Here is a 23,895-nt window from a genome sequence, read left to right as displayed (position 1 = left end):
GAAGGGCTGAAGGCGAAGCAGGCGGCGGAGTTGGTGAGGTGGGGGCAAGGGCGAGGGGCGGAGGTGGTGAATCACTACGGGCCGACGGAGTGCACGGTCGGGGTGGTGACGCACCGGGTGGGGGTAGAGGAGGTCGAGGCGAGCAGCCAGGATGGCGGCCAGGGCGGCGGCCAGGGCGGCAGTCAGGGCGGCGGCCAGGCGACGGTCGCGATTGGGCGGCTGCTGGGGAACGTGCGGGGGTATGTGGTGAGCGGCGGCGAGCAGGCGGCGGGGCCGGGGATGGTCGGGGAGCTCTACATCGGCGGGGCGGCGGTGGGGCGGGGGTATGTGAACGAAGCGGCGGAGACGGCCTCGCGGTTCGTGCCCGATGCTTACAGTGGGGAAGCTGGGGCGCGGCTGTATCGGACGGGCGATGTGGTGAAGTACAGCGCCGCAGGGGAGTTGGAGTACCTTGGGAGAAGCGACCAGCAGGTGAAGGTGCGAGGGTATCGGGTGGAGCTAGGGGAGATCGAGGCGGCGGTCAACGAGGAGGCGGGGGTGAGGGCGAGCGCCGTGGTGGTGCGAGAAGAGGAAGGGCGAGGGCCGCAGGTGGTCTGCTACGTGGTGGGCGAGGATGGGGCGGAGGTGAGCGGCAAGCGGCTGCGGGAGGGGTTGAGCCGGCGGCTGCCGGAGTACATGGTGCCGGCGGCGTTCGTGATGCTGGGGGAGCTGCCGCTGACGGCCAACGGCAAGCTCGACCGCAAGGCGCTGCCAGCGCCAGTGCATCGTGCGTCAGAGGAGATTCTGCTGCCGCGCGACAGCACCGAATTACAGCTCTTCGAGATTTGGAGCGCAGTACTTGGGATAGACAATTTTGGCATACAGGAGACCTTCTTTGATCTCGGCGGACACTCTTTATCAGCTGTCTCTCTAGCGGTTAAGGTGAGCGACGTGTATGGCAAGAATATACCTGTAAGAGCCGTATTCGATCATCAAACCATTGAACAGATGGCTTGCTACTTGCGGGAAGAGGTTGCCATAGTGCCGCCGTCTACGGTGATACCGATCCAGCCACGCGGCTCGCGCCTGCCTTTCTTCTGCGTGCATGCCGCGAGTGGCCTTGCGCAGATTTACATTCCCGTCTCGCGGCGCTTAGGCAAGAGCCAGCCCTTCTATGGCCTACAAGCGTGCGGGCTAGAAGTCGGGCAGGCGCCCCTTTCTGATATCCGAGAGATGGCCGCCAAGTATCTCGCTGATATTCGTACCATACAGCCTGCCGGCCCATATCAAATCGGCGGCTACTCGTTCGGCGCGATTGTCGCTTATGAAATCGCGCAGCAGTTGAAGGCTGCGCAGGAAGAGGTTGCTTTACTCGCCATCTTTGATGCCACGCCGCGTTCTGGCAGCGCCAATGGACCGCTTACGGAAGCAGAACTACAAGCACACGAGCACCAGTACTTGATCAATCGCCTTGAGAATGTCGGCCTGGCGGTTGACGACATCAAGTCGAAATCGCTTAGCGAGCTGTTACAACTAAACCTCGCTTATGAGATCGAAGAGAACCACATGGTAATGGAGCTTACAGAGGCACAATACCTCCGGTTGCTGCGGGTCAGGGTGCTCAACCCGCATGCGGCTAGACAATATACGCCGCGGCCGTACCCGGGTCGCATCACCTTGTTCCGCCGCCATGACGCGCCCGGTCAGCAGCACGATTATGGCTGGGAGAAGCTGGCACTCGGTGGAGTGGATGTTTATTGTTTCGACTCCGATCACGACCATTTCATGTCGGATCCGAATGCAGTCGCGGTGGCCGCGCAGTTAGCTGGTTGCCTGGGCAACGCGGGCCTACCGCCGCGCCGTTGCGCTGCCCCCTCGTTTCCAACGCCTGAAGACGCCAACGCCTTCACCGGCACCTATTAACGCCATCCAGATGACACGCCAGCGCCCGGCCAAGCGGCGCACCCAAGAGGAGCTATCATGAACAACAACCTGCTATACCTACGCCCGAACGTCCAGGTTGAGCCCTTATTCGACCAGTGGTACGCCTGGTCGCATTTGATTCCGCCTGTGACTGCCGCAAGGAACCTGACGGAGCGCCACTTGAAGATCATGGACTCATACGTCAACGCCCCCCAGGTGCATGCCAGCGCCGTCAGAAACCCGAAGCTGATGGGCGGCCCTTTCATCGATTATGACGGCAGGCGTGTCGATGAGATCAAGGCGTTGCGGGACAACACCAAGAAACAGCGGCCTCACCTGATCGCGCTCTCTGCCGCCATCGGTGCGCTAGACGAGATGTTGCGGACGAAGGCAAAGGGCTACTCCTTGCAGCCTCTCTACGAGCAGGTGCCCGACATTCTGCGCGGCTATGTCGAGATGGCGTACGACCTCAACAATAACCCCTCCTTCCGCATGGTTGAGCCGCTGCTTTACAAGAGCCAGTTCTACGACCGCTCGGCGCAGAGCCTGATGCTGTCGGTCGTTACTGGCGATCACCGCGCCTTCGTGCTCAGCACGCCGCGTCTGGAATCGGATTCCTGCTTCCACCTGCGCGCGCCCTTCGATGATGAAGTGGTGGACGATCTCTTCCGATTGAAGTCTTCGCCGCGACCGCGCGGTGAGATCAGCGAGATGCTGCGCGTATCGGAGTCGTCTCAGCAATTGATCGATGCGTTCCTGACGCCTGAGCCGCCGCCGCCCTACTTGCCTTACACCGGCCAGGGCGTCCGCTGGCGTTATTTCGGCCACGCCTGCATCCTCATTGAGGCGCAGGGCATGAACCTGCTGTTCGACCCGATGCTGAGCTACACCTACGAGTCGAATGTCTCCAGATACACCTATCTCGACCTCCCCGATGCCATAGACTACGTCGTCATCACGCATAACCACCAGGATCATGTCCTGTTCGAAACCCTGTTACAGATCAGGCACAAGATCAAACACCTCGTCGTCCCGGCCAACTCGGGCGGCATGCTGCAAGACCCCTCGATGAAACTGATGTTCCAGAATATGGGCTTCAAGAGCATCATCGAGATGGACGACCTTGAGCGTCTTGAGTTCGATAACGGCTCCATCACCGCCCTGCCATTCTTCGGGGAGCATTCGGACCTCAACATCCGCTCGAAGGCGGCCTACCTGGTGCGGTTCGGCAACAGGTCGCTGCTGTTTGCCGCAGACTCATGTAACATCGAACCGCGCCTCTACGAGCACCTCTACGGCGAGTTCGGCGACATCGATGCGCTCTTTCTGGGGATGGAATGCGATGGCGCGCCGCTCACATGGCTCTATGGTCCGCTGTTGACTAAGAGCCTGGAGCGCGCCATGGACGAATCGCGCCGCCTGGCGGGCTCCAACTTCGAGCAGGCCATTGACCTGGTGCGCCGGTTCAATTGTAAGTCCGCGTACGTCTACGCCATGGGGCAGGAACCGTGGCTCGGCTACATCATGAGCTTACAGTACACCGACCAATCTCGGCCGATTGTCGAATCCAACCGGCTCATCCAGGAGTGCGCGCAACTGGGCATCGCGGCCGAGCGGCTGTTCGGAGAGAAAGAGATTCTGCTTGATCGCCTCAACTGAGCCGCCGGCCGCTGCCGGCTGCGTGGCTGCTGTCGCCGCGCGCCCCTGGTCGCGGCGCGGCCCTTCCCGCTAAGGAAAATATGAACAAATTAGGCAAGGCCGCCAAGGCGATCTCTAGCATTACCCTGTGGTCCCTGCTGCGGAGCCGCGTGCACCTGTTGCTCTTTGCGGTTCTGCTGATCGGCATCAACCGGGCGGCTGGCCTGGCCTGGCCTTACCTGTCGAAGTACCTGGTTGATGACGTCATCGTGCGGCGCTCCCGCTCAATGCTGCTGACGCTGGTTGTCGCAGGGGTGCTCGCGACGCTCGTCCAGGGCCTAACCGCTTACGTGATCACCCGCACCATCAGCATGTCCGCCCTGCACCTGCTGGCTGACCTCCGCAAGCGCATCCAGCAGCACGTCTCCAGGTTGCCGCTCGCTTACTACGACGCCAACAAAGCCGGGGCGCTGGTGAGCCGCGTCATGAGCGACGTCGAGGGAGTACGCAACGTCCTCGGCGGCGGCTTGGTGGCCTTTCTGGGGGCGGTCGCGACCGCCTGCATCGCCTTCACCATTCTGATCCGCATCGATGTGCTCTTGACGCTGGTCATCTTCCTGGTGCTGCTGCCGTTCGGGCTGGTCGCGCGCAACCGCCTTCGCAAATACCGGCCGCTGTTTCGAGAGGCGAACGCCATCCGCGCAGAAGTGACCGGGCGGCTGACCGAATCGTTCAACGGCATCCGCGTCGTTAAAGCGTACCGCGCCGAGCCGCATGAGCAGGAAATTTTCGCTAGCGGTGTCGATCAGCTTCTCAACAAAGTCTTGGTGAGCACCAGGGCCGCGGCCTTCCTCGATCTCACCGTCGTGGTGCTGACCGGGGCCATCGGCGCGGCGGTCATGTACTTTGGCGGCGTCGCTATCATGACGGGGAAGATGACGGTGGGCGATTTTCTGCGCTACGTCATGTTCTTGAGCGTGCTCGTCGCGCCCGTCATTCAGGCCGTCTCAATCGGCACGCAATTCAACGAGGCGTTCGCGGGGCTGGAGAGAGTTCAGGAGCTGCTGGCGCAGCCGCGCGAGGGCGACGACCCGCGCCGCTCGATCCGCCTGGCTCAGTTGCGAGGCGAAGTCTGCTTCCAATCCGTAAGCTTCGCCTACAAAGAGAACGCACCGGTCCTACGGGACGTGAGCTTCCGGGCAGAGCCAGGCACGACCACCGCTCTAGTCGGGCCATCAGGCGCTGGCAAGTCGACGATCACGGCACTGATTGCCGGATTCTATGAGGCGTCTGGCGGGGTGATCCTGATAGACGGCGTCGATCTGGCGATGACGAACCTGGATGCCTACCGAGCGCATCTGGGAATCGTGCCACAAGACCCCTTCCTGTTCAGCGGCACCATCCGCGACAACGTCGCCTTCAGCCGTCCCGAGGCGAGCGAAGAGGATATCCTTCGGGCGTGCCACCTGGCGCATGTCGATGAGTTCGCGAGGCGGTTTGCGGACGGCTACCAGACATGGGTGGGCGAGCGCGGCATCAAGCTCTCCATGGGGCAGAGACAAAGGGTGGCGCTCGCCCGCGCCATCCTGGCCAACCCCCGCATCCTCATCCTCGACGAAGCCACGTCAAGCCTGGACTCGATCTCGGAAGCCGCCATCCAGGATGCGCTCACCTACTTACTGCAAGACCGCACCACCTTCGTCATCGCCCACCGCCTCTCGACCATCCGCCGGGCCGACCAGATCCTGGTCATCGACAACAGCAGGGTCGCAGAGCGCGGCACACACGAGTCGCTCTTCAGACAGCAGGGCAAGTACTGGCAGCTCTACACGACGCAGCATGAGCTGCGCTCGAATCTCTTTCTTGCCCCGGAAGTGGGCAAAGGGGTGCCCGAGGGCTGCCCCGAGCTAGGCCTCGCCGGCGCCGACGCCGCAGCCAACAACGCCTAGAGCAATTTTCAATCGGTCTTAGCCTCTCAGGTAGAGGTGATGATAGCCGGCTGATGCCTGGCCCTGGCAGAGTTCGCCGAGGCGTGGCTGGCAGAAATAATGGGGGGGTTGGTTATGTTGTATCTCGCGCAAGATCCCTATCACACGCTGCCGCATCCGAGACCCTCACACACCCGCCAGGTGGTAGAGGCTCTGGGCTTCGTTTTATTTCTGGTCATGCTGGTGTACCTGCTGAGCCTTCTCCTCTGGTCCCTTTGGGATCAGCGCCATCCGCAGTCCGACCGGCAAGCGCGCGACGACCTCAAGGAAACCGAGGAGGCGCTACCGGGGCAGGCCAACGCGGTCAGCGCCAGCGAGCTTTACCTGAGCAGCGAGCTGTCGCGCGCCGCGTTTGCGAATCCGCTCGGGGCAGCGTCACCACACGCCACCGACATCATCGCCGATGCGCCATCAGCGGAGGATCAGGGTAGCTAGAGCCTGAATGCACGGCTAAGGCCCTTTGAACAACGTGAAAGGTGACTCGAACTATGGAGGAGCAATGAATCATGACATCTTTTCATGCATCGGCAATACGCCCCTGGTGAGGCTGGACAAGCTCGCCGGTGACACGCGCCTGCTGCTCTACGCCAAGCTGGAGGGGCTCAACCTCGGCGGTAGCATCAAAGACCGGGCGGCCAAAGAGATCATCCAGGATGCGCTCAAACGCGGCAAGATTCACGCCAACACGGTGGTGATTGAATCCAGCTCCGGCAACATGGGCATCGGGCTGGCTCAGGTCTGTGCGCATCTGGGGTTGCGCTTCATCTGCGTCGTCGATCCCAAGACGACCAGACAGAATATCAAGATCCTGAAAGCCTATGGGGCCGAGATCGACATGGTCGAAAGGCCCGACCCGGCTACGGGCGAGTACCTCAAGGCGCGCTTGGACCGCCTGAAGGTGCTACTGCAAGCGACGCCGAACAGCTTCTGGCCGGACCAGTATTCGAACGTCAGCAACCCCAGGGCACACCACAAAACCATGCACGAGATCATCGAGCAGCTCGGCGCCAGGCTCGATTTCGTCTTCTGTGCCACCAGCACTTGCGGCACCCTGCGCGGTTGCGCCGAATACCTGCGGGCGCGCGACCTGCCGGCGCAGGTGATCGCGGTCGACGCGGTCGGCAGCGTGATCTTTGGTGGCGAGCCGGCCAAGCGGCTGATCCCTGGCCATGGCGCCGCGGTGCGCCCGAGACTCTATCAGCCAGGGCTGGCGGCTCGGCTCGTCAGCGTGACCGATCTCGACTGCGTCGTCGGCTGCCGGCGCCTGGTACGGCAGGAGGCCATCCTCGCGGGCGGCTCGTCGGGCGCGGTTGTCATGGCAGTCGAGAAGATCAAGCACGAGCTGCCCGCCGGCTCTGTCTGCGCCGCCATCCTGCCCGACCGCGGCGAGCGTTACCTCGACACCATCTACTCGGACGCCTGGGTCGCGGAACATTTCGGTGAAGTCTCTCACCTCTGGTGCGATGAGGGGCAAAAAGAGTTATGCCTGACGGCGCGGTGACGCGAGACCTGCGGCCGGCCGCTGCGGGCGACCTTGGAGCGGTTGGCGATCCGAGCCATTGCGCCGCCAGTGAGTCCAATCCATCCCGCCCGCCCCGGCACCTGCCGCAGTCGGCCAGATGCCCGGCGAGCCCGTCTTGCCCGAACAGCAACATTGGAGGTCCCCATGAAGATGCAGAGGCTAATCATGAATCTTTCTTCCCTGACCCTACTGGTGGTGCTTGGCCTTTTGCCGGCAGGGCACGCCCGGTCACAGACGGCCAGCACAGGCATCATCACAGGGGTGGTAAAAGACCAGACCGGGGCCGTCGTTGTCGGTGCCACCATCATCGCCACCAACAAGGCGACCGGCGTGCCGCGCACCACCACCAGCGGTGACAGCGGCACTTACGAATTGACTCATCTGGTGCCCGGCGAATACCGCCTGGAAGTCGATCACCAGGGCTTTGCCAGGCTCTTGCGGAACTCGCTGACCGTCAACGTGTTGTCGCGGGTCAGCTTCGACCCAACGCTGACGCCTTCCGGCTCGGCCGAGCAGGTGACCGTGACGGTTGAGTCGGCCTCGATGATCGAGGTGAACGACACCAGCCTGGGCAGTGTCATCAACCAGAAGGGCATCGAAGGCTTCCCGGTCAACGGGCGCTCCTTCGCGGCGCTGGCGCCGCTGGTTCCCGGCGCGACAATGCAACCCTCCTTCGACCCGGTCAAGGCCAGGGCCGGGACGTTTTCGGTCGGCGGCTCGACCGGCCGCAATGTCAATGTGACCGTTGATGGCGGCGACAACAAGGACAACCATGTCGGCGGCGGTCTACAGAACTTCACGATGGAGGGCATCCAAGAGTTCGCCCTCTCGACGCAGCGCTTCTCGGCGGCCAATGGTAGGTCGAGCGGCGCGCTGCTCTCCGTCATCACCAGGAGCGGCACGAACCACTTTCGCAGCAGCGTCTTTGGCGTCTTTCGCGACGAGCGATTCAATGCCAACGCCTCGGCGCTGCTGGCGGCGGCCAACCCGACCCTGTTTGAAGCCGAGGGCTTGCTCAAGCCGCCTTTCAGCCGCCAGCAATTCGGCGGCTCGCTGAGCGGGCCGATTATTCGCGACAAAGCTTTCTATTTCGCGGCGGCAGAGCACACGCGCGAACGAGGCGGCGCCATCGTGCCGGACTTCGCTTACAATCAAATCCGCGAGCTGGCGCCGTTCGGCTATGACGCCGTGCGCTTGCTGCCGCAGCCCTATGACGAGACCCTCATCACCATCAAGGGCGATTTCTACGCGACCAAAAGCCATGCACTCTCGGCTCGCTACGCCCAACAAAATAACCGCTCGCTGAATGACCTGGCAGGCTTCCTGTCGGTCTTCACAGACCTCTCGGGCGGCAATCAGCAGACCTCTGACCTGTACAGCGGGCTCGGCTCCTGGACCTGGACGATCAACACACGGATGGTCAACCAGTTCCTCTACCAGATGGCCAGCTTCAGCAACCATCTCGCCGGCGCTTCCGACCTGCCGAACCTCTCTTTCCCGGATGGCATCGTGGTCGGCCACAACCAGCACGTCCCCGAGCACACCCGGCAAAGCAAGTATCAATTCCGCGACGACTTGACCTGGACCCGCGGCGGCCACGGCTTCAAGCTCGGCGCCGACTTCGTCTACGAGCCGGCCCTTGGCGGCTTTGACGCCGCGGAGTCGGCGCCAATCTACAGATTCAATTTTACGATTGACGACATCGTCCACCACCCTGACCAGTTCCCGAAAGGGTTCTTCACCAGCCAGGTCTTGCCGGGACGCATCACGGGCCCGCCGAGTAGCGTAGCCGGCATGGGCGTGGTCGCCGAGATCTCGCTGGCCGGCGGCGACCCGCATTTCGATCTGGCCGGTGGCGCTAAGCAGTTCTCCTGGTACGTGCAAGACGACTGGAAGATCGGGCCGCGTCTGACCCTGAACCTGGGCCTCAGGTACGACACCGACTTTGGCTTCCTCGATTCGTCGCACCAGCGCGAGAACCGCGCTTTCAAGCTCTTTCGCATCATCGGCCACCCGCTCGGCTCACGCGTGGTCCAGGACGACCGGAATAATTTCTCGCCCAGAATCGGTTTCGCCTGGGACCTGAAAGGCAATGGGCGTTCGGTGCTGCGCGGCGGCTATGGCATCTATTATGATCAATCCTTCCTCGACGTGCCGCTCCATGCGATTCAGCAGGCCAATCCCGAGATCTACGCGCTGACGATCAACGCCGCGCCGAACTTGCACCTGGGCTCGCCGCCACCCGTCATCCCCCGGCCGCTGCAAAACCCGCCCCTTGGTTTCGGTGAAATCGCCGCCGGCCACCTCATCGACCCGAGCCTGACCTCTCCCTACACGCAGCAGATGAGCCTGGGCTTTGCCCGACAACTCGGCAAAGACCTGGCCGTTGAGCTTACCTATGTGCACGTCCTCGGCCTGCACGAATTCACCGAGACTGACGCCAACCCGAGAATCGGCCCGCTGGTCGGCGCCAGCCGCAGGGACGCCATCACGGCGAGGCTGCTCGATGCGGACTTCGCGGCGCACGCCGCCGAGATTCGTGCGGCGTTCGGGCAGCCGGTGCCCTTTGGCAGTATCTTCTTGATCCAATCCGACGGCCGCTCCCGCTATGACGCGCTCACTGCTTCGGTGACCAAGCGGTACGCCTCTGGCTTCCAGTTGCAGGCGCACTACACGCTATCGCGAACCCTCGCCTGGTTCGGACCGGTCGGGGACTTTGAGAGCCATCCACAGAACCCCTTTGATAAATTCGATCCGAAGCAAGATTTCGGGCACCCGGGCGAAGATGAGAGGCATCGCTTCGTGCTGGCTGCCATCGTCGACCTGCCGTGGGGCTTGCAGCTCTCGCCGCTCATCCATCTGACCTCGGCGCGGCCCTACAGCCTCCTGCCCGACCCGGGCGCCGGCGGAGGCGGAGACACCAATCAGGACGGCACCTTCAATGACCGGCAGACGCGTGACGGCAATGATCAGCACCACCTGCCGCCCGGGACGCTGCGTGGTGACGCCTTCGCACAGGTCAACCTGCGGGTCTCGAAGCATTTCAAGTTCGCCGAAGGCAAAGGGCTTGCCTTGTTCTTCGAGGCTTTCAACATGTTCAACGCGGCCAATTTCGGCAATTCTTTTGATGGGACGGTGGGCAGCCCGAATTTCAAAAAGCCCATCAACTTCTTCGGCGCCACGGGATTCTCTGAGCCGGTGGGGATCCCCTTCCAAGGGCAGTTCGGGTTCCGGCTGACCTTCTAGCCTTTAGTGGGCGACGCGCCGCAGCGGCGGCGCAAGGTCATCGCCCATTCCCCGACCCCGGACACCCCATGACCGGCCGATCACGATTTACATTGCCGCCGCTTGTGTTATGATTGCCGCGGATCTTTCAAGCAGGCTGCATGTCGATGTCCGCGTTCGTCTCCCTTATTCCGCGAGGGCCGGGCCAAAAGGAGAACGGTATGTTGAGCCAGATAAAAATACGACTTAAATCACTCTTTCACCCGCAGCTAGCGCAGCCGTCTGGCCACGAAGCGAACGGCGTGCGTGGTGACCGTGGCGATCAATCAGCCATTGATCCGGCTGACCACATGCCGGCTACGGAACACTCTTCCTCTACGCGCCTCGTCCGTTTGCTCGAAGAGGTCTTAGCCGATGTTCGCTATGGCGGGCGCGGACTGGTGAAACGGCTCGGCTTCACCATGATCGTTGTAATTACCATTGCTCTTGGCATCGGTGCCAACACCGCGGTCTTCAGCCTCGTCGATGCTTTCCTGCTCAGGCTGTTGCCGGTGAAGGAGCCTCAGCAGCTATACTTTATTAACATCGTGCAGCCCACGGGCCGGCTGATGTCGAATGTCCCGCGCGAAGTCTTCGAACAGATACATGACCAGAGCACTTCGTTTTCCGGCCTCTTCGCCTTCGATAGCACCCGCCTCAGCGTGACTAGCAATGGCCAGTCAGAGATCGTTGATGGCGACTTCGTGTCGGGGAACTATTTTGATGTCTTGGGCGTGGGGGCGGTCGCCGGCCGGACTTTCGACGCCCACGATGACCGGCCGGATGGCGATTTCGTGGCCGTCATTAGCTACAGCTACTGGGAGCGGCGCTTTGCCAAGGACCCGACGATTGTTGGCCGAACCGTCTTACTGGGCGACGTTCCGGTCAGCATAATCGGCGTCACGCCGCCCGGATTTTTCGGCAGGACGGTTGCCGGCAGGGCAGCTAAAGGAGGGCCAGCCGACCTCGTCTTGCCAATGTTCATGCAGCCCCGGCTTGCCCTGAGAGACCACACGACCTTCCAGATTATGGGCCGGCTCAAGCCCGAGGTTCGTCCCGAGGCGGCGCGCGACGAGCTGGCTGTGATCTATCAGCAGGCCATGAAGCAGATGGCGGGGTCTGACCTGAGTGAGCAAGCCGCGCGCAACATCCGGCAGCAGCAGATTGCCCTGCTGCCGGGCCTCAGAGGCAGTTCGGACGCGGACGACAGCTTCGCTTTCGAGCTGCGACTCCTGCTTGCGGTCGTTGGCATCGTGCTCCTGCTTGCCTGTGTGAACGTCGCCAACCTGTTGCTGGCGAGAGCGGCAGGGCGGCGCAAGGAGGTTGCCATACGCCTCGCGCTCGGGGCGAGTCGCGCGCGGCTGATCCGACAATTGCTCACGGAAAACGTCCTGCTTGCAGTCCTCGGGGGGGCGCTCGGCTTGCTCCTCGCCAACTGGGGCGTCGCCATTCTCCTCTCGATCCTGTCCTACGGACAGCAGCAAGCACCGATCAATCTCACGCCGAACGCCAAAGTCCTGGCCTTCACTGTGGCTGTCACTCTGCTGACCGGCATCTGCTTCGGCCTGGCTCCGGCCCTCGCGACGACGCGCGTCAATCTCGTTCCCGGCCTGAAAGGCAATGAGAGTGGGAACGAGTCGGGCAACTGGCGCCGCGTCTCGAAGCTGCTCGTCATCTCGCAGGTCTCGCTATCGCTGGTCCTGCTGATCGGCGCCGGCCTTCTGGTGCGCACCCTCGGGCAACTCCATAGTGTCGATACCGGATTCGAGCGGGAAAAGGTCTTGACCATGTGGGCCTATCCGTCGCTGATGGGCTACGATTACGCCAAGGAGATGAGGCTCTACCACGACATCCTCGAAGAAATGAATCAACTGCCCGGAGTGGAGGCCGCGAGCCTGTCGCGGCTGTCGTTGACCAGGAGGGCCGATTTCAGTATGGTCAGTCCGGGCTTCTTTGAAACCATGGGCATCGACCTGCTGCAAGGGCACGACTTCACCGCTGCCGACACGGATAAATCGCCCCGAGTTGCCATCATCAGCGAGTCCATGGCCCGCCGGCTCTTCCCTAATGGAGATGCCCTGGGCCAGCACCTCCCGAAAGAGTATCCCGTCGCGGAGCGCCTCGGGCTTCCACAACCGCAGGCGCCCGTCGACGTTCAAGTCATCGGCATAGTTAAGGACATCAAGTACAACCTGAGGCAACAGGGATGGGAGGGGTGTGTTTATATTCCCTATACTCAGGCGTTGCCGCAGTCGCTGGGGCAAATGAAATTCCTTATTCGCACCAGGGGCAACCCGGCCAGCCTCATTTCTATAGTCCGCACGGAGTTGCAGAAAGTTGATCAGAGGTTGGCCTTGAGAGAGATCCAAACCCAGATGGACGAGTTGGACGGGTTCTTTGGCGAAGAGCGCTCGCTGTCCACGCTGTTGTCAATCTTCGGGGGAATGGCGTTGGTCCTGGCCTCAATCGGCCTTTACGGTACGATGGCCCATTCGGTGACCCGCAGGACTCAGGAAATCGGCATCCGCATGGCACTGGGGGCACAGCGGCGGACGATTCTCTGGATCGTGCTGCGTGAGACTTTAGTGATGGTCGCATCCGGCATCGTCATCGGCCTGGCGGTTGCCACTGCCGCAACCCGCCTGATTTCGAGCATGCTTTTTGGGGTGAAGAGCACGGATCCGTTGGCGATCAGCGTGGCCATTGCCGTTATGTTGACAGTAGCACTCCTGGCCGGCTACCTACCGTCGCGCCGGGCAATGAAGGTGGACCCGATGCAGGCGCTCCGCTATGAGTAGACTTTCGATTGAGGCTTTCAACGCCGTTCGCTCTTTGATAAGCGCCTATCCCTTGAAGTCAGACCATGCGAGTTTTCGCCATCTCAGACCTCCACGCTGATTTCGCTGAGAATTGGAGAGCCCTGCAATGGCTTTCTCTACAGGATTACAAAAACGACGTCGTTTTAATCGCTGGCGACATCGCTGATCAACTGTCGGTTATCGCAAAGACACTTGCGCACATGCGGGCAAGGTTCGGCCGGGTATTTTATGTCCCAGGAAATCACGAACTGTGGACGCGTAGGGACGACTGTCACTCGCCCGCTAAACTCGAAAGGATTTTGCAGCTGTGCGATGACCTGGGAGTGTGCGCGAAACCGGCGCGGGTGGGTGAGCTGTGGATTGTTCCCCTGTTGTCGTGGTATGAGGAGGGCTTTGATGAGGATCAGAGCGCAGACACGGAAACGTTGGAGGCATGGGCGGATTACTATTTTTGCAAATGGCCGCCTTGGATCGACTCCGTTGCCGAGTATCTTCTCAGCGCCAACGCGCCAAATATCAAAAGCTATGATAGGCCGGTGATCACCCTTTCCCATTTCCTCCCACGTCGTGATCTTCTGCCAGAAGTCGCTAGACTCACATTCAAGGGCCTTCCAAAAGTCGCCGGCTGCGCCGCTCTCGATCAACAGATTCGCGCCGTCAACTCCGTCATCCACATCTTTGGCCACAGTCACATTCCCTGTGACTGCCTGATTGACCGCGTGCGCTATGTGCAGAGCGTCTTAGGATACCCGAGTGAAAATAACTTGTTGAAAGAGTGCCTGAAATTGATCTGGTCATCGGATACCTAACTGCCTAAGTTGACGACGCCCCGCTCGGGCTGCTGGCCGGTTATGACGAAGGGAGCTTCTCTAAGGAAGGGAACCATGTCTGTAGATCGCACATGTCAATTGCTCAACTCTTATCATAGAACCGTGCGATTTTGGCCATCCTGTCTTCTGTTCTTGACGCTGCTGGCCCTGGCTGCATGCAAAGGCGGGCCGTCGAAAGCGTCGTCGCCCGCGATGCCGGCTAACGGTGTAGCGAAGGTCGTCGCCTTCGGCGACAGCCTGACTGCCGGATACGGCTTGAGCCCCGAAGAGAGCTACCCCGAGCTGTTGCAAAAGAGGCTCACGGCCGACGGCCTGAACTATGAAGTGGTCAACGCCGGCATCTCCGGCGACACCTCGGCGGGTGGTGTGCGGCGCATCAACTGGACGCTGGAGGGCGGCGATGTCAAGGTCATCATCGTCGAGCTGGGCGCCAACGACATCCTGCGCGGCCTCGACATCGCCGAAATGAAAGAGAATCTGAGTACAATCATCGAGCACGCCAAGAAGCGCGGCGCACAGGTACTGCTCGCCGGCATGAAAGCGCCGACCAATTCCGGCATCGATTACTGCCGCTGGACAGATGAGGCTTTCATCGACCTGGCGAAAGAGCATAACGTAGCGCTGATTCCATTCTTGCTCGACCGCGTCGCCGGCATCCCTTCGCTGAATCAAGCCGACGGCATCCACCCGAACCCGGCGGGCGCGCGCATCGTCGCCGACACGGTCTATCGCTATCTCAAGCCCATGCTCGAAAAGACCGATAAGGTGGCGTCGAAATAACTGCACTGCCAGGTGGGGCTTCGGCGCTCGGTCAAGTTCGCGCAGGTCGCTCGGCCTGCGGCCCCTGGCATTATTTCAATGCTGGCAATTCGGACATCCTTCGATCTGTCCCTCTGTTAGTGGCCGATAAGGACTGGTAAAACGTAGCCGCCCGCGTTTCGCACCTTGGCTCATCAGATCTTTCTCACCCCGCTGCTCAACGCACCCACCAACTGTATTCCCGCACGGTGTTTTAGTTCCTCTACCACCTGATTCCCGCATAATTGTCTGGTCTTCCCGCCATTTGCCGCAAAGCAGGTGGCCTTCGCCTCATTCCGCTTCATCGTTCGAAGGCTACCCCGCCCGTAAGATTCTTCGGCTGGTCAGACCGCAGACCGCAGCGGCTTGCCACAGCTTCACTCCGAATTGCCGCCCAGTTGCGGCGGCTTACACCTGTTTAGCATCTCCGGTACTGATAGCCCAACCCCAGGCAATGATTCCCAACTTGGGTCAGCGGGCTGCACACGCGTCATATACGCCCAATGTGCAGTCTGCTTGTCAGTCCCAGAGGACATTTGCATCTCTAAACTCCAGGCATCCCTATAAGGAATAGCGCGACCGATGCCAATCGTTGGTGTCGCAGAAGAGGGCTGATGGCTACGGATGAAGGTTAAATGTATCCGGCCTTCGGGAGTAATCGTGCCAAGCATCGTGAAGCAAACCGGCTGAGAGGTTGGAGCTTGTTGAGGCATGCCCTCTGCATCTTGAATGATGAGGGTAGCCGAGACGCCCCAGAAGTAGCCGTTGCGGTAGCCGGTGATATGCCAAACTGTTTGATCAACCACCCAGTTGAGCGTCTCCTGATCTGTGTCTAGTTGCAGAGCCGGCAGATTGCCCGGCAGAACATACCAGTAGGTATCCTGCAACCAGCTCCAATCAGAGGGATTGACATTCGCATGCTCAGGCATAGGGTTTCTCCATCATTGATTTTCTTCACTTGATTAGGGTAGCCTCGCCGCACATAGCTATAGCGCGAATCGTTAGTTTCATCACCGCGCAAGTCTACCTTACGATAAAATGTCTTCTAGCCCTTCTTCTCAAACAAGTCTTTCTTCATCTTGCTGACAATACGATCCGCAACTTTTCTCTGTCCGCCGCGCCGGAGGCTGCCCCACATGAGCGAGCGGTCGCCGGCTTCGCCGGCCCACACAAGGGTTTTATCTTTGACGGATAGTAGTTGCACATTACCTTCGTTCTTGTCCTTGCCGCCGAAAACAGTGTGATACCACTTATCGTCAGCTTTGATTGATGTGCCGACAAGGATGAAATCCGCATCTTTATCTTCGGTAACAATGGTGATCGGGAGTTTCTTTTTCAATATCTCGGTTGCGATGAAGCCGTCAAGGCCGCCTTCCATCTTACTGATGTAAACTTTCGAGTTGGCCGGCACTTTCGATTGAGCGAACGTCAGGGATGCGAGCAGGCAAATAGCCCACACAAAAAGCATGGTGCGTTTCATAGTTGTTCTTACCTCCGAAGGGCTGTGAGATTTACGAAGCGGCGCAAGTCTACGCCCGCGATTCGGCTATGTCAAATGCCTGGGCAGTGCTATTTTAGCCGATGCCTGAGTTGATGTCTGCCGGCAGAGTGGCTCAAAGATCAGAAAGCCATATTGCTGCAATTTGTTCACGTCGTTAATCAGGCCCACGCCCACAACAAAAGAGCCGACACCGGCAGGCTTGCGCCTGGGACAAGGGAAATAATTTACTTCCAGGCTTTCCACCGCAGCTCATTAGTGGTATAAGAATCCGCACACGCAAAGCTGCTTTAGGTTACTGTCAGGAAAGTAGCGGAGGGATGTATATGCAATCAGCTTATCTCTTGGCACCTCCTCGTAAGAGCCATCCGACATCCTTTGACGTTTTACTGGGTAGGCCTCCCAAAGAGGGCTTGATGGATATGGATAATTGTTGATTGTCCGCACTAGCATTGCGAAGATAGGCGATCATTGCGTATTAACTTTGACTCTAAATCAATCAGAGTTCCTACAACGTCGCTCAGTATGTACCGAAAGGAGAGATTCACAAATGGAGGATCAACCTAAACCGATTCCAAGGGCAACTTTAGATAACGTCCTACCTCCTAACAGGGATCGAATCTTCTTTGAGAACAGCCAGAACCACCCGTTTCGATACAATTCTAGCAGGTTCGAATTGGTCAACGCCTGGTGGCTCGCGGAAGCTTCTTTGCTCGTTTACGATGAAGAGGCTTATATAAGGGAAGAATTTCGCAAGGCAGGCTTAGTAGATTTCATGGCCTTTACCGGCAGTAGCACACAATGTTTTGTAGCGTCTAACAACGACTTTATAGTAGTTGCCTTCAGAGGCACACAGGTTTATAAGCGAGGGTTCAAATCAGTTTTCCATGAAATAGTGGCTGATATATTGGCCGACATAAGTATAATTCTCGTAGATTCCCAGCAGGGAGGTTATGTTCACAAGGGGTTCAAGAAGGCCCTTGATGAAATCTGGAAAGATCAAGGCGAAAAACAGGGCCTTGAGTCCTATTTAAACCAAATCAAGAATGCCGCCGGTCATAACCGCACGCTGTGGATAACAGGACATAGTCTGGGAGCAGCTCTTGCTACTCTCGCTGCCGACCGGTACGGGAACGTGCAGGGGGTGTACACCTTTGGCTCACCGCGTGTTGGGGACGGAGCGTTTAAGGATGATTACCATATCAACACTTATCGATTCGTAAATAACAACGACATCGTGACCAACGTGCCGCTCATAGGCTCTTATGAACCATTAAGGCTCCCACCACTAGGCATCTACCGTCACGTGGATGGATTGAAGTATATAGATAGCAAAGGGCAGATCAACGATAATCAGAAGTTATCCGGCAGGCTGAGAGACAGGTTCACCGGTTATTTCAGTCACCAGTTCAACGTGCTTGGTCATCTCAGGTCCGGTTTTCTCGGTGATATTCCTGATGATGGATTTGTTGATCATGCCCCGCTTTTTTATGCGAATCATATTTGGAATAACTATCTCGAAGAAATGCGGCGCTTCACCCGATAGAGGTCGCCATCAACGTAGATCACCTCCTGAACGAATGGGCTATGATCGCTGATTTTCCCCACCCTTGGGAGCGCAACCTTCCTTGACTCAAAACGTAAAAGGAAGCAGACTTACTTTTTTCACCCTCAATAGTGCCCCTTGGAGCCAATATGAAACCGTTACTTTGCCTCGCGACCGTTCTCTTCCTGTCTACGGCCATCTACGGCCAAAACGATCCGCTGTGGCTGCGATACCCGGCGATCTCGCCGGACGGGCAGACCCTGCTTTTCGAATACAAAGGCGACATCTGGTCAGTCCCCACGGCGGGCGGCACCGCAGTGCCGCTTACCCTGAGCGAGTCCTACGAATTTGCTCCCGTATGGAGCCATGACGGCAAGTCGATTGCGTTCGCATCGGACCGGTACGGCAGCTTCGACGTGTTCATAATGCCGGCCGGCGGCGGGGATGCGAAAAGGCTCACATACCACTCGAGCCGCGAAGCGCCGCTCTCGTTTACGGCGGACGACAAGGCCATCCTCTTTGCAGCCCAGCGGCAGGATCTGGCGACCAATGCGCAGTTTCCCACGCCCGGCATGACCGAACTTTACAGCGTGCCGGTCAACGGTGGCCGTGTTTCGCTGATATTGACGTCGCCGGCTCTCGACGCAACTGTCAGTTCAACGGGCGATAAGATCATCTTTCACGACTACAAGGGGTACGAGAGCGACTGGCGAAAACACCACACCTCGTCCGTCACTCGTGACGTTTGGGTGTACGACGTCCCGTCGAAAAAATACACTCAGCTGACGAGCTTCAAGGGTGAGGACCGCAATCCGGTCTTCGACTCTAACGACAACGATTTTTACTACCTCAGCGAGCAAAGCGGCAGCTTTAATGTGTACAAAAGCAGCCTTGCTCATCCCGACAAGTCGACCGCGGTCACACATCTTACAAAGCATCCCGTGCGCTTTCTCACCCGCGCCAACAATGGCACGCTTGCTTTCTCGTACGACGGCCAGCTCTACACGATGAAACCCGGCAGTGAGCCGCAAAAGGTCAACGTGCGGATCGCCGCCGACGGTCGCAGCTCCATTGAGCAGATCGTCCCGATCAATGGCGGAATGACCGAGGCAAAACTGTCGCCGAATGGGAAGGAGTTCGCATTCGTATTCCGCGGCGAGATCTTTGTCTCATCGATGGACGGCAAGATGGTCAAGAGGGTCACGGATACCCCTTGGCAGGAGCGCACCGTAAGTTTCAGCCCCGACGGCCGCTCACTCGTGTACGCCGCTGAGCGCGACAACAACTGGAATATCTACACCGTCTCGATCTCACGCAAGCAGGAACCGTACTTCTGTGTGTCGACCGTCCTCAAAGAGGAGACAGTCCTGGCTACACCTGCCGAGGAATTCCAGCCGGCCTATTCGCCCGACGGCAAAGAGATCGCGTACCTCGAAAACCGGCAGACGCTTAAGGTCTATAACATCGCTTCAAAACAAACACGCACGGTCCTGCCCGCGGACAAGAATTATTCATACGCCGATGGCGATCAGTATTATGAATGGTCGCCCGACTCGAAGTGGTTCCTGGTCCAATTTGCGCATGCTGAGCGGATGTTCAGCCCCGAGGTAGGACTCGTCTCGGCCGACGGCGGCGAAGTGCATAACCTCACCCAGAGCGGCTATGACAACTTCAACCCTAAGTGGGCAATGGACGGCAAGATGATGATCTGGGGTTCCGACCGCGAAGGCGCAAGAAACCAGGCCGGTGACCCGCAGCAGGGCGACGTCTACGGGATGTACTTCACAAAGGCATTCTACGACCGCCAGCGCCTCACGAAGGAAGAGTTCGCCCTTCTGAAAGAGCAAGAGGATAAAGACAAAAAGGACGCCGAGGAAAAAGCCAAGGCGAGCGGTCCGTCTCCTGGCGCTTCGCCAGCCGCGTCTCCCGCTGCTTCGCCAAAGCCCGAGGACAAAAAGATCGTTATCGACTGGGGCGGACTGACCGACCGCAAAACTCGGCTGACGATCCACACATCGAGCGCGTCCGGCTGGGTCCTCTCGAAGGACGGCGAAAAGCTCTTTTACCTCACTAATTTCGAGAAAGGCAACGATCTATGGGTCACGGAACTCCGTACGCGCGACACAAAGCTCTTCGCAAAACTTGGCGCGAACAGGACATCAATGGAGCTTTCGCCGGACGGGAAATTCCTCTTTGTACTTGCCGAGGGGCGAGCCATGAAGATCGACGTCGAAAGCGGCAAGGCCGAACCTATCGCCTTCGCGACCGAGATGGTACTCAACTACTCGGCCGAGAAGGCATATATCTTCGACCATAGCTGGCGCCAATTCAAGGAGAAACTTATCTTCCCTGACCTGCAAAAGGTCGACTGGGAATTTTACTATACGGCGTACAAGCGTTTCCTGCCATACATCAACAATAATTACGATTTCGCCGAGATGCTGAGCGAGATGCTCGGCGAGATGAACGTCTCGCACACGGGCTGTTACTACAGCCCGCAGTTCCCTAACGGCGACCAAACGGCCTCGCTTGGCCTGCTTTACGACTACGACCACACCGGCAGCGGCGTGAAGATCGCTGAGGTCATCCAGGGTGGGCCCGTGGACCTCGCCGCTTCCTCGATCAAGGCCGGCAACATTATCGAAGCCATAGACGGCACGACGATTGACGCATCGATGGATTTTTACAAGCTGCTAAATCGCAAGGCCGGCAAGTACACGCTTCTTTCCGTTTTTGATCCCGTCAACAACAAGCGCTGGGACGAAACCGTGAAGCCGGTCACGCGCGGCGACGAGGGCGAGTTGCTTTATAAGCGGTGGGTCCGCCAGCGGCGGGCGGAGGTCGACAAGTTGTCGGGTGGCAGGATCGGCTACATTCACGTTCGCGCGATGAACGATCCAAGTATGCGTACTGTCTTTGACGAGGCTCTGGGGCTGAACGTCAGCAAGGACGCGATCATCATCGATACGCGATTCAACGGCGGCGGCGGCATCCATGAGCAGTTGTCGGATTTCCTGAGCGGCAAGAAGTATTTCGACGTCATCCCGCACGGACAGTATATTGGCAGCGAGCCTTTCGACAAGTGGATCAAGCCGTCAATCGTGCTGATGGGCGAGAGTAACTACTCGGACGCGCACCTTTTCCCGCTCGCGTACAAGGCGAAGAACCTCGGTCTCCTTGTCGGCATGCCCGTTCCGGGCACGGGCACGTTCGTCTGGTGGGAAAATCAGATCGATCCGACGCTGCGGTTCGGTATCCCGATGGGCTGCTGGCGCACGATGGACGGGAAATGCGCCGAGAACGTCCAGACCGAGCCGGACATCCGCGTCATGAACGAGCCCACCGTCATGTCGTCAGGCCACGACCAGCAGATCGAGGCGGCAGTTAAGGAGTTGATGAAAAAAAGGTAAGACAGACGGCCACCTCTGTCAGCTAAGGGGACAGACCGGGCGGTCTGTCCTACGTCACTCCCCCACCGCCTTCTCCGGCGGGTTGAGCATGGCAGACCGGCGACTGCCGCAAAGCAGGCCGCACCGGTAAAGCCGCCATTCAAAAAAGAAGAGCGACGCTTGCCGCGTGCAGCGTGGTTGCAGCCGCCAGACACATGTGAAATACTGTCTGTAAGCACAGAGCCATACCATCACGAACATGATTCATAGTCGCAGGGAAGGGGAGCTTGCATGAACAATCAGAATTCGCCCGCCATCCGGGCTAAGGCTCCCCTCAAAAAGAGAAGCGCACAACGCCGCCGCCTTTGGTGCGTCGCCTCGGTGGTGATGCTGTTCACACAGGCGGCGCTGGCCGCGCGGCCGCCGCAGTCCGCGGCCAATAAAGTAGAGTCACAAGACCAGCCAATCCGCCTGAAGACCGACCTGATCGAGCTTCGCGCCGTGGTCACCGACAAACAGGGCAAGCCGATCACAGACCTCACCAAAGACGATTTCGAGATCACAGAGGATGGCCGAAAGCAGGTCGTCAGCTTCTTCACCGCCGAACAGATCAGCGGCGCGCTCGCCACCAGCCCGCCCGGCGCGTCGCCGGCGAGCCGCCGGCAAGTGCCGCCTGCCGCGAGGCCGAAACGCACGGTCGCCCTCTTCGTTGACACACTGCACATGACGACGGCGAGCATGATGCAGGTCAAACAGCATATGCTGAAGTTCGTTGACGAACGCCTCGGCGACGAAGATCTGGCGGCGGTCGTCGCCACCGGCGGCGGGTTGGGCCTGTTCAGCCAGTTCACCTCAGACAAGCGCGTGCTGCGGGCAGCGATCAACCGGCTGAGCAACTTCCCGGCGTCGCGCTCCGACAGCGCCTACACGCCCTTCCTCGCGGCCAAGGTCGAAGCCGAAGACGCCAACGCCATAGAAGTGGCCAAGAGTATCGTCAGGCAGGAAGAGCACCTTCCTGATGACCCGCACTTTGAGTCCCTCGTGACCAACCTCGCCAAATCGCGAGCCCGACAGATTTCAGTCGAAGCGACCTACCTGCGCCGGGAAACGCTGTCCGTGCTGAAGGCGGTCGCCGCGCGCATTGCCGAGATGCCCGGCCAGCGGATGGTCTTAATGCTGTCGGACGGCTTCACACAGCTCGACGAATCGGGCGTGACCGATTCAGACGACCTGCGCGCCGCGATCAGCCGTGCCACGCGCTCGGGCGTCGTCGTCTACGCGGTCAATGCAAAAGGGCTGCACGGCAATAGGATGTACGACGTAACGACGAGTGTGCCGTCCGAGCCGCACCTCGCTCACCTGTTGCCCGGCTACTTTGCGGCGGGCGACCGCGAGGTGGAGGCCGGCCTGGAGCGGCTGGCGAAAGGCACCGGCGGCGAAGCCTTCCTGACGACCAACGACCTGAAAGGCGCGCTCGGCAAGGCGCTCGACGACAACGGATTCTATTACGTGCTCGCTTATTACCCGACCGCGCCGAAAGACAAGAAGAGCTTCCGCTCCATCAATGTCCGCGTCAAAGGTCATCCAGATTACCGTGTGCGAACGCAGAGCGGTTATTTGACCAGCGACCTTCTCAAAGAGAAGACCGCCTTGCCGACGGATCCGCGTGAGTCTTTGATCAAAACAATGGGTGAGCCTTTAGCCGCCACAGAGATCGGGGTAGACGCTTCAGCAGACTTCCTCTGGCTGTCGAGCGACGACGCGCAGGTGTCGGTTTACGTCTTCGTCGCAGCCCGTAATCTCGGCTACAAAGAACAAGGCCAGAGCTTCGTCACCAGTTTTACTTTGCTGACCGGCGTGCTCGATTCATCGGGGCGGACAACCAACGTCTTGCAGGACGCCGTACAGATACGCCTGTCGCGCGAGCAACTGGACCGCGCGCGGGAGGACGTCTACCGCTATACCAAACGCCTGCGCCTGGAGCGCGGCCTCTACCAGATACGCGTCGGCGTGTTCGACTCGCAGACCGGCAAGATGGGCACGGCCTCGACCTGGGTTGAAGTGCCCGATCTTAAATCGAGGAAGCTGATTCTGAGCAGCATCTCGACCGCCAGGTTGCCGTCCGATGACAAAGCGACAGAAGCCGCCAAGCAGGCTGTGTCACAGCCGCGCGTGCGCAACGGCCTCCTTCTCTTCCGGCGCGACGATGTCCTCGCCTACTACGGCAAGGCGCGCCAGGCGGGATTGGGCGAGCGTAGCGCTGCGGGGCTAATGATTCAGGAGCAGATACTGAAGGATGAAGAGGTCGTGTTTGAAGATACATGGAAGCCGCTGTCGTCGCTCGTACTCGCTAAGGAAGCCGACTCGGTCGAATTCGGCGGGCGCGTCCCGTCATCGCGCCTCACGCCCGGATATTACACCTTGCGAATCTCTGTGAAAGATCCGCAGTCCAAAGCGGCGCAGACCCGCGAGACTTCATTCGAGGTCGTCCCTTAACTTCCTGTCCGGCAACCGCCGCGTCAAGCGCAAGACCGCTGCCCAGCCTGCGGGCCGCAAGCCGCGGCCGAGGGGCGCATCTGTCGACCGGTCTAGCCCCGAGCTGAGGTGCAGTCATCATGAGAGTCTGAGCCGCTTTTTCGCCTCCTGAAACAGGCGGCACTTCCTCGCAAATTCCTCCAGCGTTGGGGGTTGCCGGCGCTGA

The 23,895-nt window shown here is 59.5% G+C and carries 15 protein-coding genes; 12 read left to right on the top strand and 3 right to left on the bottom strand.

Going from position 1 to position 23,895, the window contains the following annotated elements; all coding sequences use genetic code 11:
- From VJ464_24365 to VJ464_24325, 9 genes are all read left to right on the top strand, one after another.
- Positions 1 to 1,902, top strand: a 1,902-nt coding sequence (locus tag VJ464_24365; GenBank protein ID HKQ08282.1) for a thioesterase domain-containing protein, incomplete at its 5' end; no start/stop codon positions are given.
- 57 nt (positions 1,903 to 1,959) lie between these two features.
- The gene (locus tag VJ464_24360) at positions 1,960 to 3,561 is read left to right on the top strand and encodes an MBL fold metallo-hydrolase (protein ID HKQ08281.1); all 1,602 of its coding nucleotides are present in this window, start codon (positions 1,960 to 1,962) and stop codon (positions 3,559 to 3,561) included.
- Between the two features lie 80 nt (positions 3,562 to 3,641).
- Positions 3,642 to 5,489: an ABC transporter ATP-binding protein gene (locus VJ464_24355; protein ID HKQ08280.1), complete on the top strand. Its 1,848-nt coding sequence runs from the start codon at positions 3,642 to 3,644 to the stop codon at positions 5,487 to 5,489.
- 114 nt (positions 5,490 to 5,603) lie between these two features.
- Positions 5,604 to 5,963, top strand: a complete 360-nt coding sequence (locus tag VJ464_24350; GenBank protein ID HKQ08279.1) for a hypothetical protein — start codon at positions 5,604 to 5,606, stop codon at positions 5,961 to 5,963.
- A gap of 64 nt (positions 5,964 to 6,027) precedes the next feature.
- Entirely contained in the window at positions 6,028 to 7,029 is a 1,002-nt protein-coding gene (sbnA, locus tag VJ464_24345) for a 2,3-diaminopropionate biosynthesis protein SbnA (protein HKQ08278.1), read from the top strand.
- Positions 7,030 to 7,215: 186 nt separating this feature from the next.
- Positions 7,216 to 10,296: a TonB-dependent receptor gene (locus VJ464_24340; GenBank protein HKQ08277.1), complete on the top strand. Its 3,081-nt coding sequence runs from the start codon at positions 7,216 to 7,218 to the stop codon at positions 10,294 to 10,296.
- Between the two features lie 200 nt (positions 10,297 to 10,496).
- Positions 10,497 to 13,112 carry an ABC transporter permease gene (locus VJ464_24335; protein HKQ08276.1) on the top strand — a complete coding sequence of 872 codons (2,616 nt, stop codon included), beginning with the start codon at positions 10,497 to 10,499 and terminating at the stop codon, positions 13,110 to 13,112.
- 65 nt (positions 13,113 to 13,177) lie between these two features.
- The gene (locus VJ464_24330; GenBank protein ID HKQ08275.1) at positions 13,178 to 13,942 is read left to right on the top strand and encodes a metallophosphoesterase; all 765 of its coding nucleotides are present in this window, start codon (positions 13,178 to 13,180) and stop codon (positions 13,940 to 13,942) included.
- A gap of 123 nt (positions 13,943 to 14,065) precedes the next feature.
- On the top strand, positions 14,066 to 14,743 hold the full coding sequence (locus VJ464_24325) for an arylesterase (protein HKQ08274.1): 678 nt from the start codon (positions 14,066 to 14,068) through the stop codon (positions 14,741 to 14,743).
- A gap of 395 nt (positions 14,744 to 15,138) precedes the next feature.
- Here VJ464_24325 and VJ464_24320 read toward each other — a convergent pair whose 3' ends face one another.
- From VJ464_24320 to VJ464_24310, 3 genes are all read right to left on the bottom strand, one after another.
- A complete protein-coding gene (locus VJ464_24320; GenBank protein ID HKQ08273.1) occupies positions 15,139 to 15,690 on the bottom strand; it encodes a hypothetical protein in 552 nt (183 codons plus the stop codon).
- A 116-nt stretch (positions 15,691 to 15,806) separates the two neighbouring features.
- Positions 15,807 to 16,241 carry a hypothetical protein gene (locus VJ464_24315; protein HKQ08272.1) on the bottom strand — a complete coding sequence of 145 codons (435 nt, stop codon included), beginning with the start codon at positions 16,239 to 16,241 and terminating at the stop codon, positions 15,807 to 15,809.
- Positions 16,242 to 16,307: 66 nt separating this feature from the next.
- A complete protein-coding gene (locus VJ464_24310) occupies positions 16,308 to 16,505 on the bottom strand; it encodes a hypothetical protein (protein HKQ08271.1) in 198 nt (65 codons plus the stop codon).
- A gap of 304 nt (positions 16,506 to 16,809) precedes the next feature.
- On the opposite strand from VJ464_24310, the gene VJ464_24305 reads away from it, so the two are divergent.
- The 3 genes from VJ464_24305 to VJ464_24295 all read left to right on the top strand — a co-directional run bounded on the left by VJ464_24305 (position 16,810) and on the right by VJ464_24295 (position 23,690).
- The gene (locus tag VJ464_24305; protein ID HKQ08270.1) at positions 16,810 to 17,805 is read left to right on the top strand and encodes a lipase family protein; all 996 of its coding nucleotides are present in this window, start codon (positions 16,810 to 16,812) and stop codon (positions 17,803 to 17,805) included.
- Between the two features lie 149 nt (positions 17,806 to 17,954).
- Positions 17,955 to 21,215: a S41 family peptidase gene (locus VJ464_24300; GenBank protein HKQ08269.1), complete on the top strand. Its 3,261-nt coding sequence runs from the start codon at positions 17,955 to 17,957 to the stop codon at positions 21,213 to 21,215.
- A 270-nt stretch (positions 21,216 to 21,485) separates the two neighbouring features.
- Positions 21,486 to 23,690 (top strand): VWA domain-containing protein, encoded by a 2,205-nt coding sequence (locus VJ464_24295; protein ID HKQ08268.1) that lies wholly within the window; start codon positions 21,486 to 21,488, stop codon positions 23,688 to 23,690.
- Positions 23,691 to 23,895 lie beyond the last annotated feature (205 nt).

It is taken from the genome of Blastocatellia bacterium, from assembly GCA_035275065.1.
GTDB lineage: Bacteria > Acidobacteriota > Blastocatellia > UBA7656 > UBA7656 > DATENM01.
The sequence above is the reverse complement of the archived record's forward strand: the minus strand, read 5'-3'. Positions and strand labels throughout refer to the sequence as shown.

Excerpts from the sequence above, each read along its gene's own strand:
- VJ464_24350 (HKQ08279.1), top strand. The coding sequence starts at position 5,604 with ATGTTGTATCTCGCGCAAGATCCCTATCACACGCTGCCGCATCCGAGA.
- VJ464_24335 (HKQ08276.1), top strand. The coding sequence starts at position 10,497 with ATGTTGAGCCAGATAAAAATACGACTTAAATCACTCTTTCACCCGCAG.
- VJ464_24315 (HKQ08272.1), bottom strand. The coding sequence starts at position 16,241 with ATGAAACGCACCATGCTTTTTGTGTGGGCTATTTGCCTGCTCGCATCC.
- VJ464_24330 (HKQ08275.1), top strand. The coding sequence starts at position 13,178 with ATGCGAGTTTTCGCCATCTCAGACCTCCACGCTGATTTCGCTGAGAAT.
- VJ464_24360 (HKQ08281.1), top strand. The coding sequence starts at position 1,960 with ATGAACAACAACCTGCTATACCTACGCCCGAACGTCCAGGTTGAGCCC.
- VJ464_24355 (HKQ08280.1), top strand. The coding sequence starts at position 3,642 with ATGAACAAATTAGGCAAGGCCGCCAAGGCGATCTCTAGCATTACCCTG.
- VJ464_24295 (HKQ08268.1), top strand. The coding sequence starts at position 21,486 with ATGAACAATCAGAATTCGCCCGCCATCCGGGCTAAGGCTCCCCTCAAA.
- VJ464_24300 (HKQ08269.1), top strand. The coding sequence starts at position 17,955 with ATGAAACCGTTACTTTGCCTCGCGACCGTTCTCTTCCTGTCTACGGCC.
- VJ464_24320 (HKQ08273.1), bottom strand. The coding sequence starts at position 15,690 with ATGCCTGAGCATGCGAATGTCAATCCCTCTGATTGGAGCTGGTTGCAG.
- sbnA (HKQ08278.1), top strand. The coding sequence starts at position 6,028 with ATGAATCATGACATCTTTTCATGCATCGGCAATACGCCCCTGGTGAGG.
- VJ464_24340 (HKQ08277.1), top strand. The coding sequence starts at position 7,216 with ATGAATCTTTCTTCCCTGACCCTACTGGTGGTGCTTGGCCTTTTGCCG.
- VJ464_24305 (HKQ08270.1), top strand. The coding sequence starts at position 16,810 with ATGGAGGATCAACCTAAACCGATTCCAAGGGCAACTTTAGATAACGTC.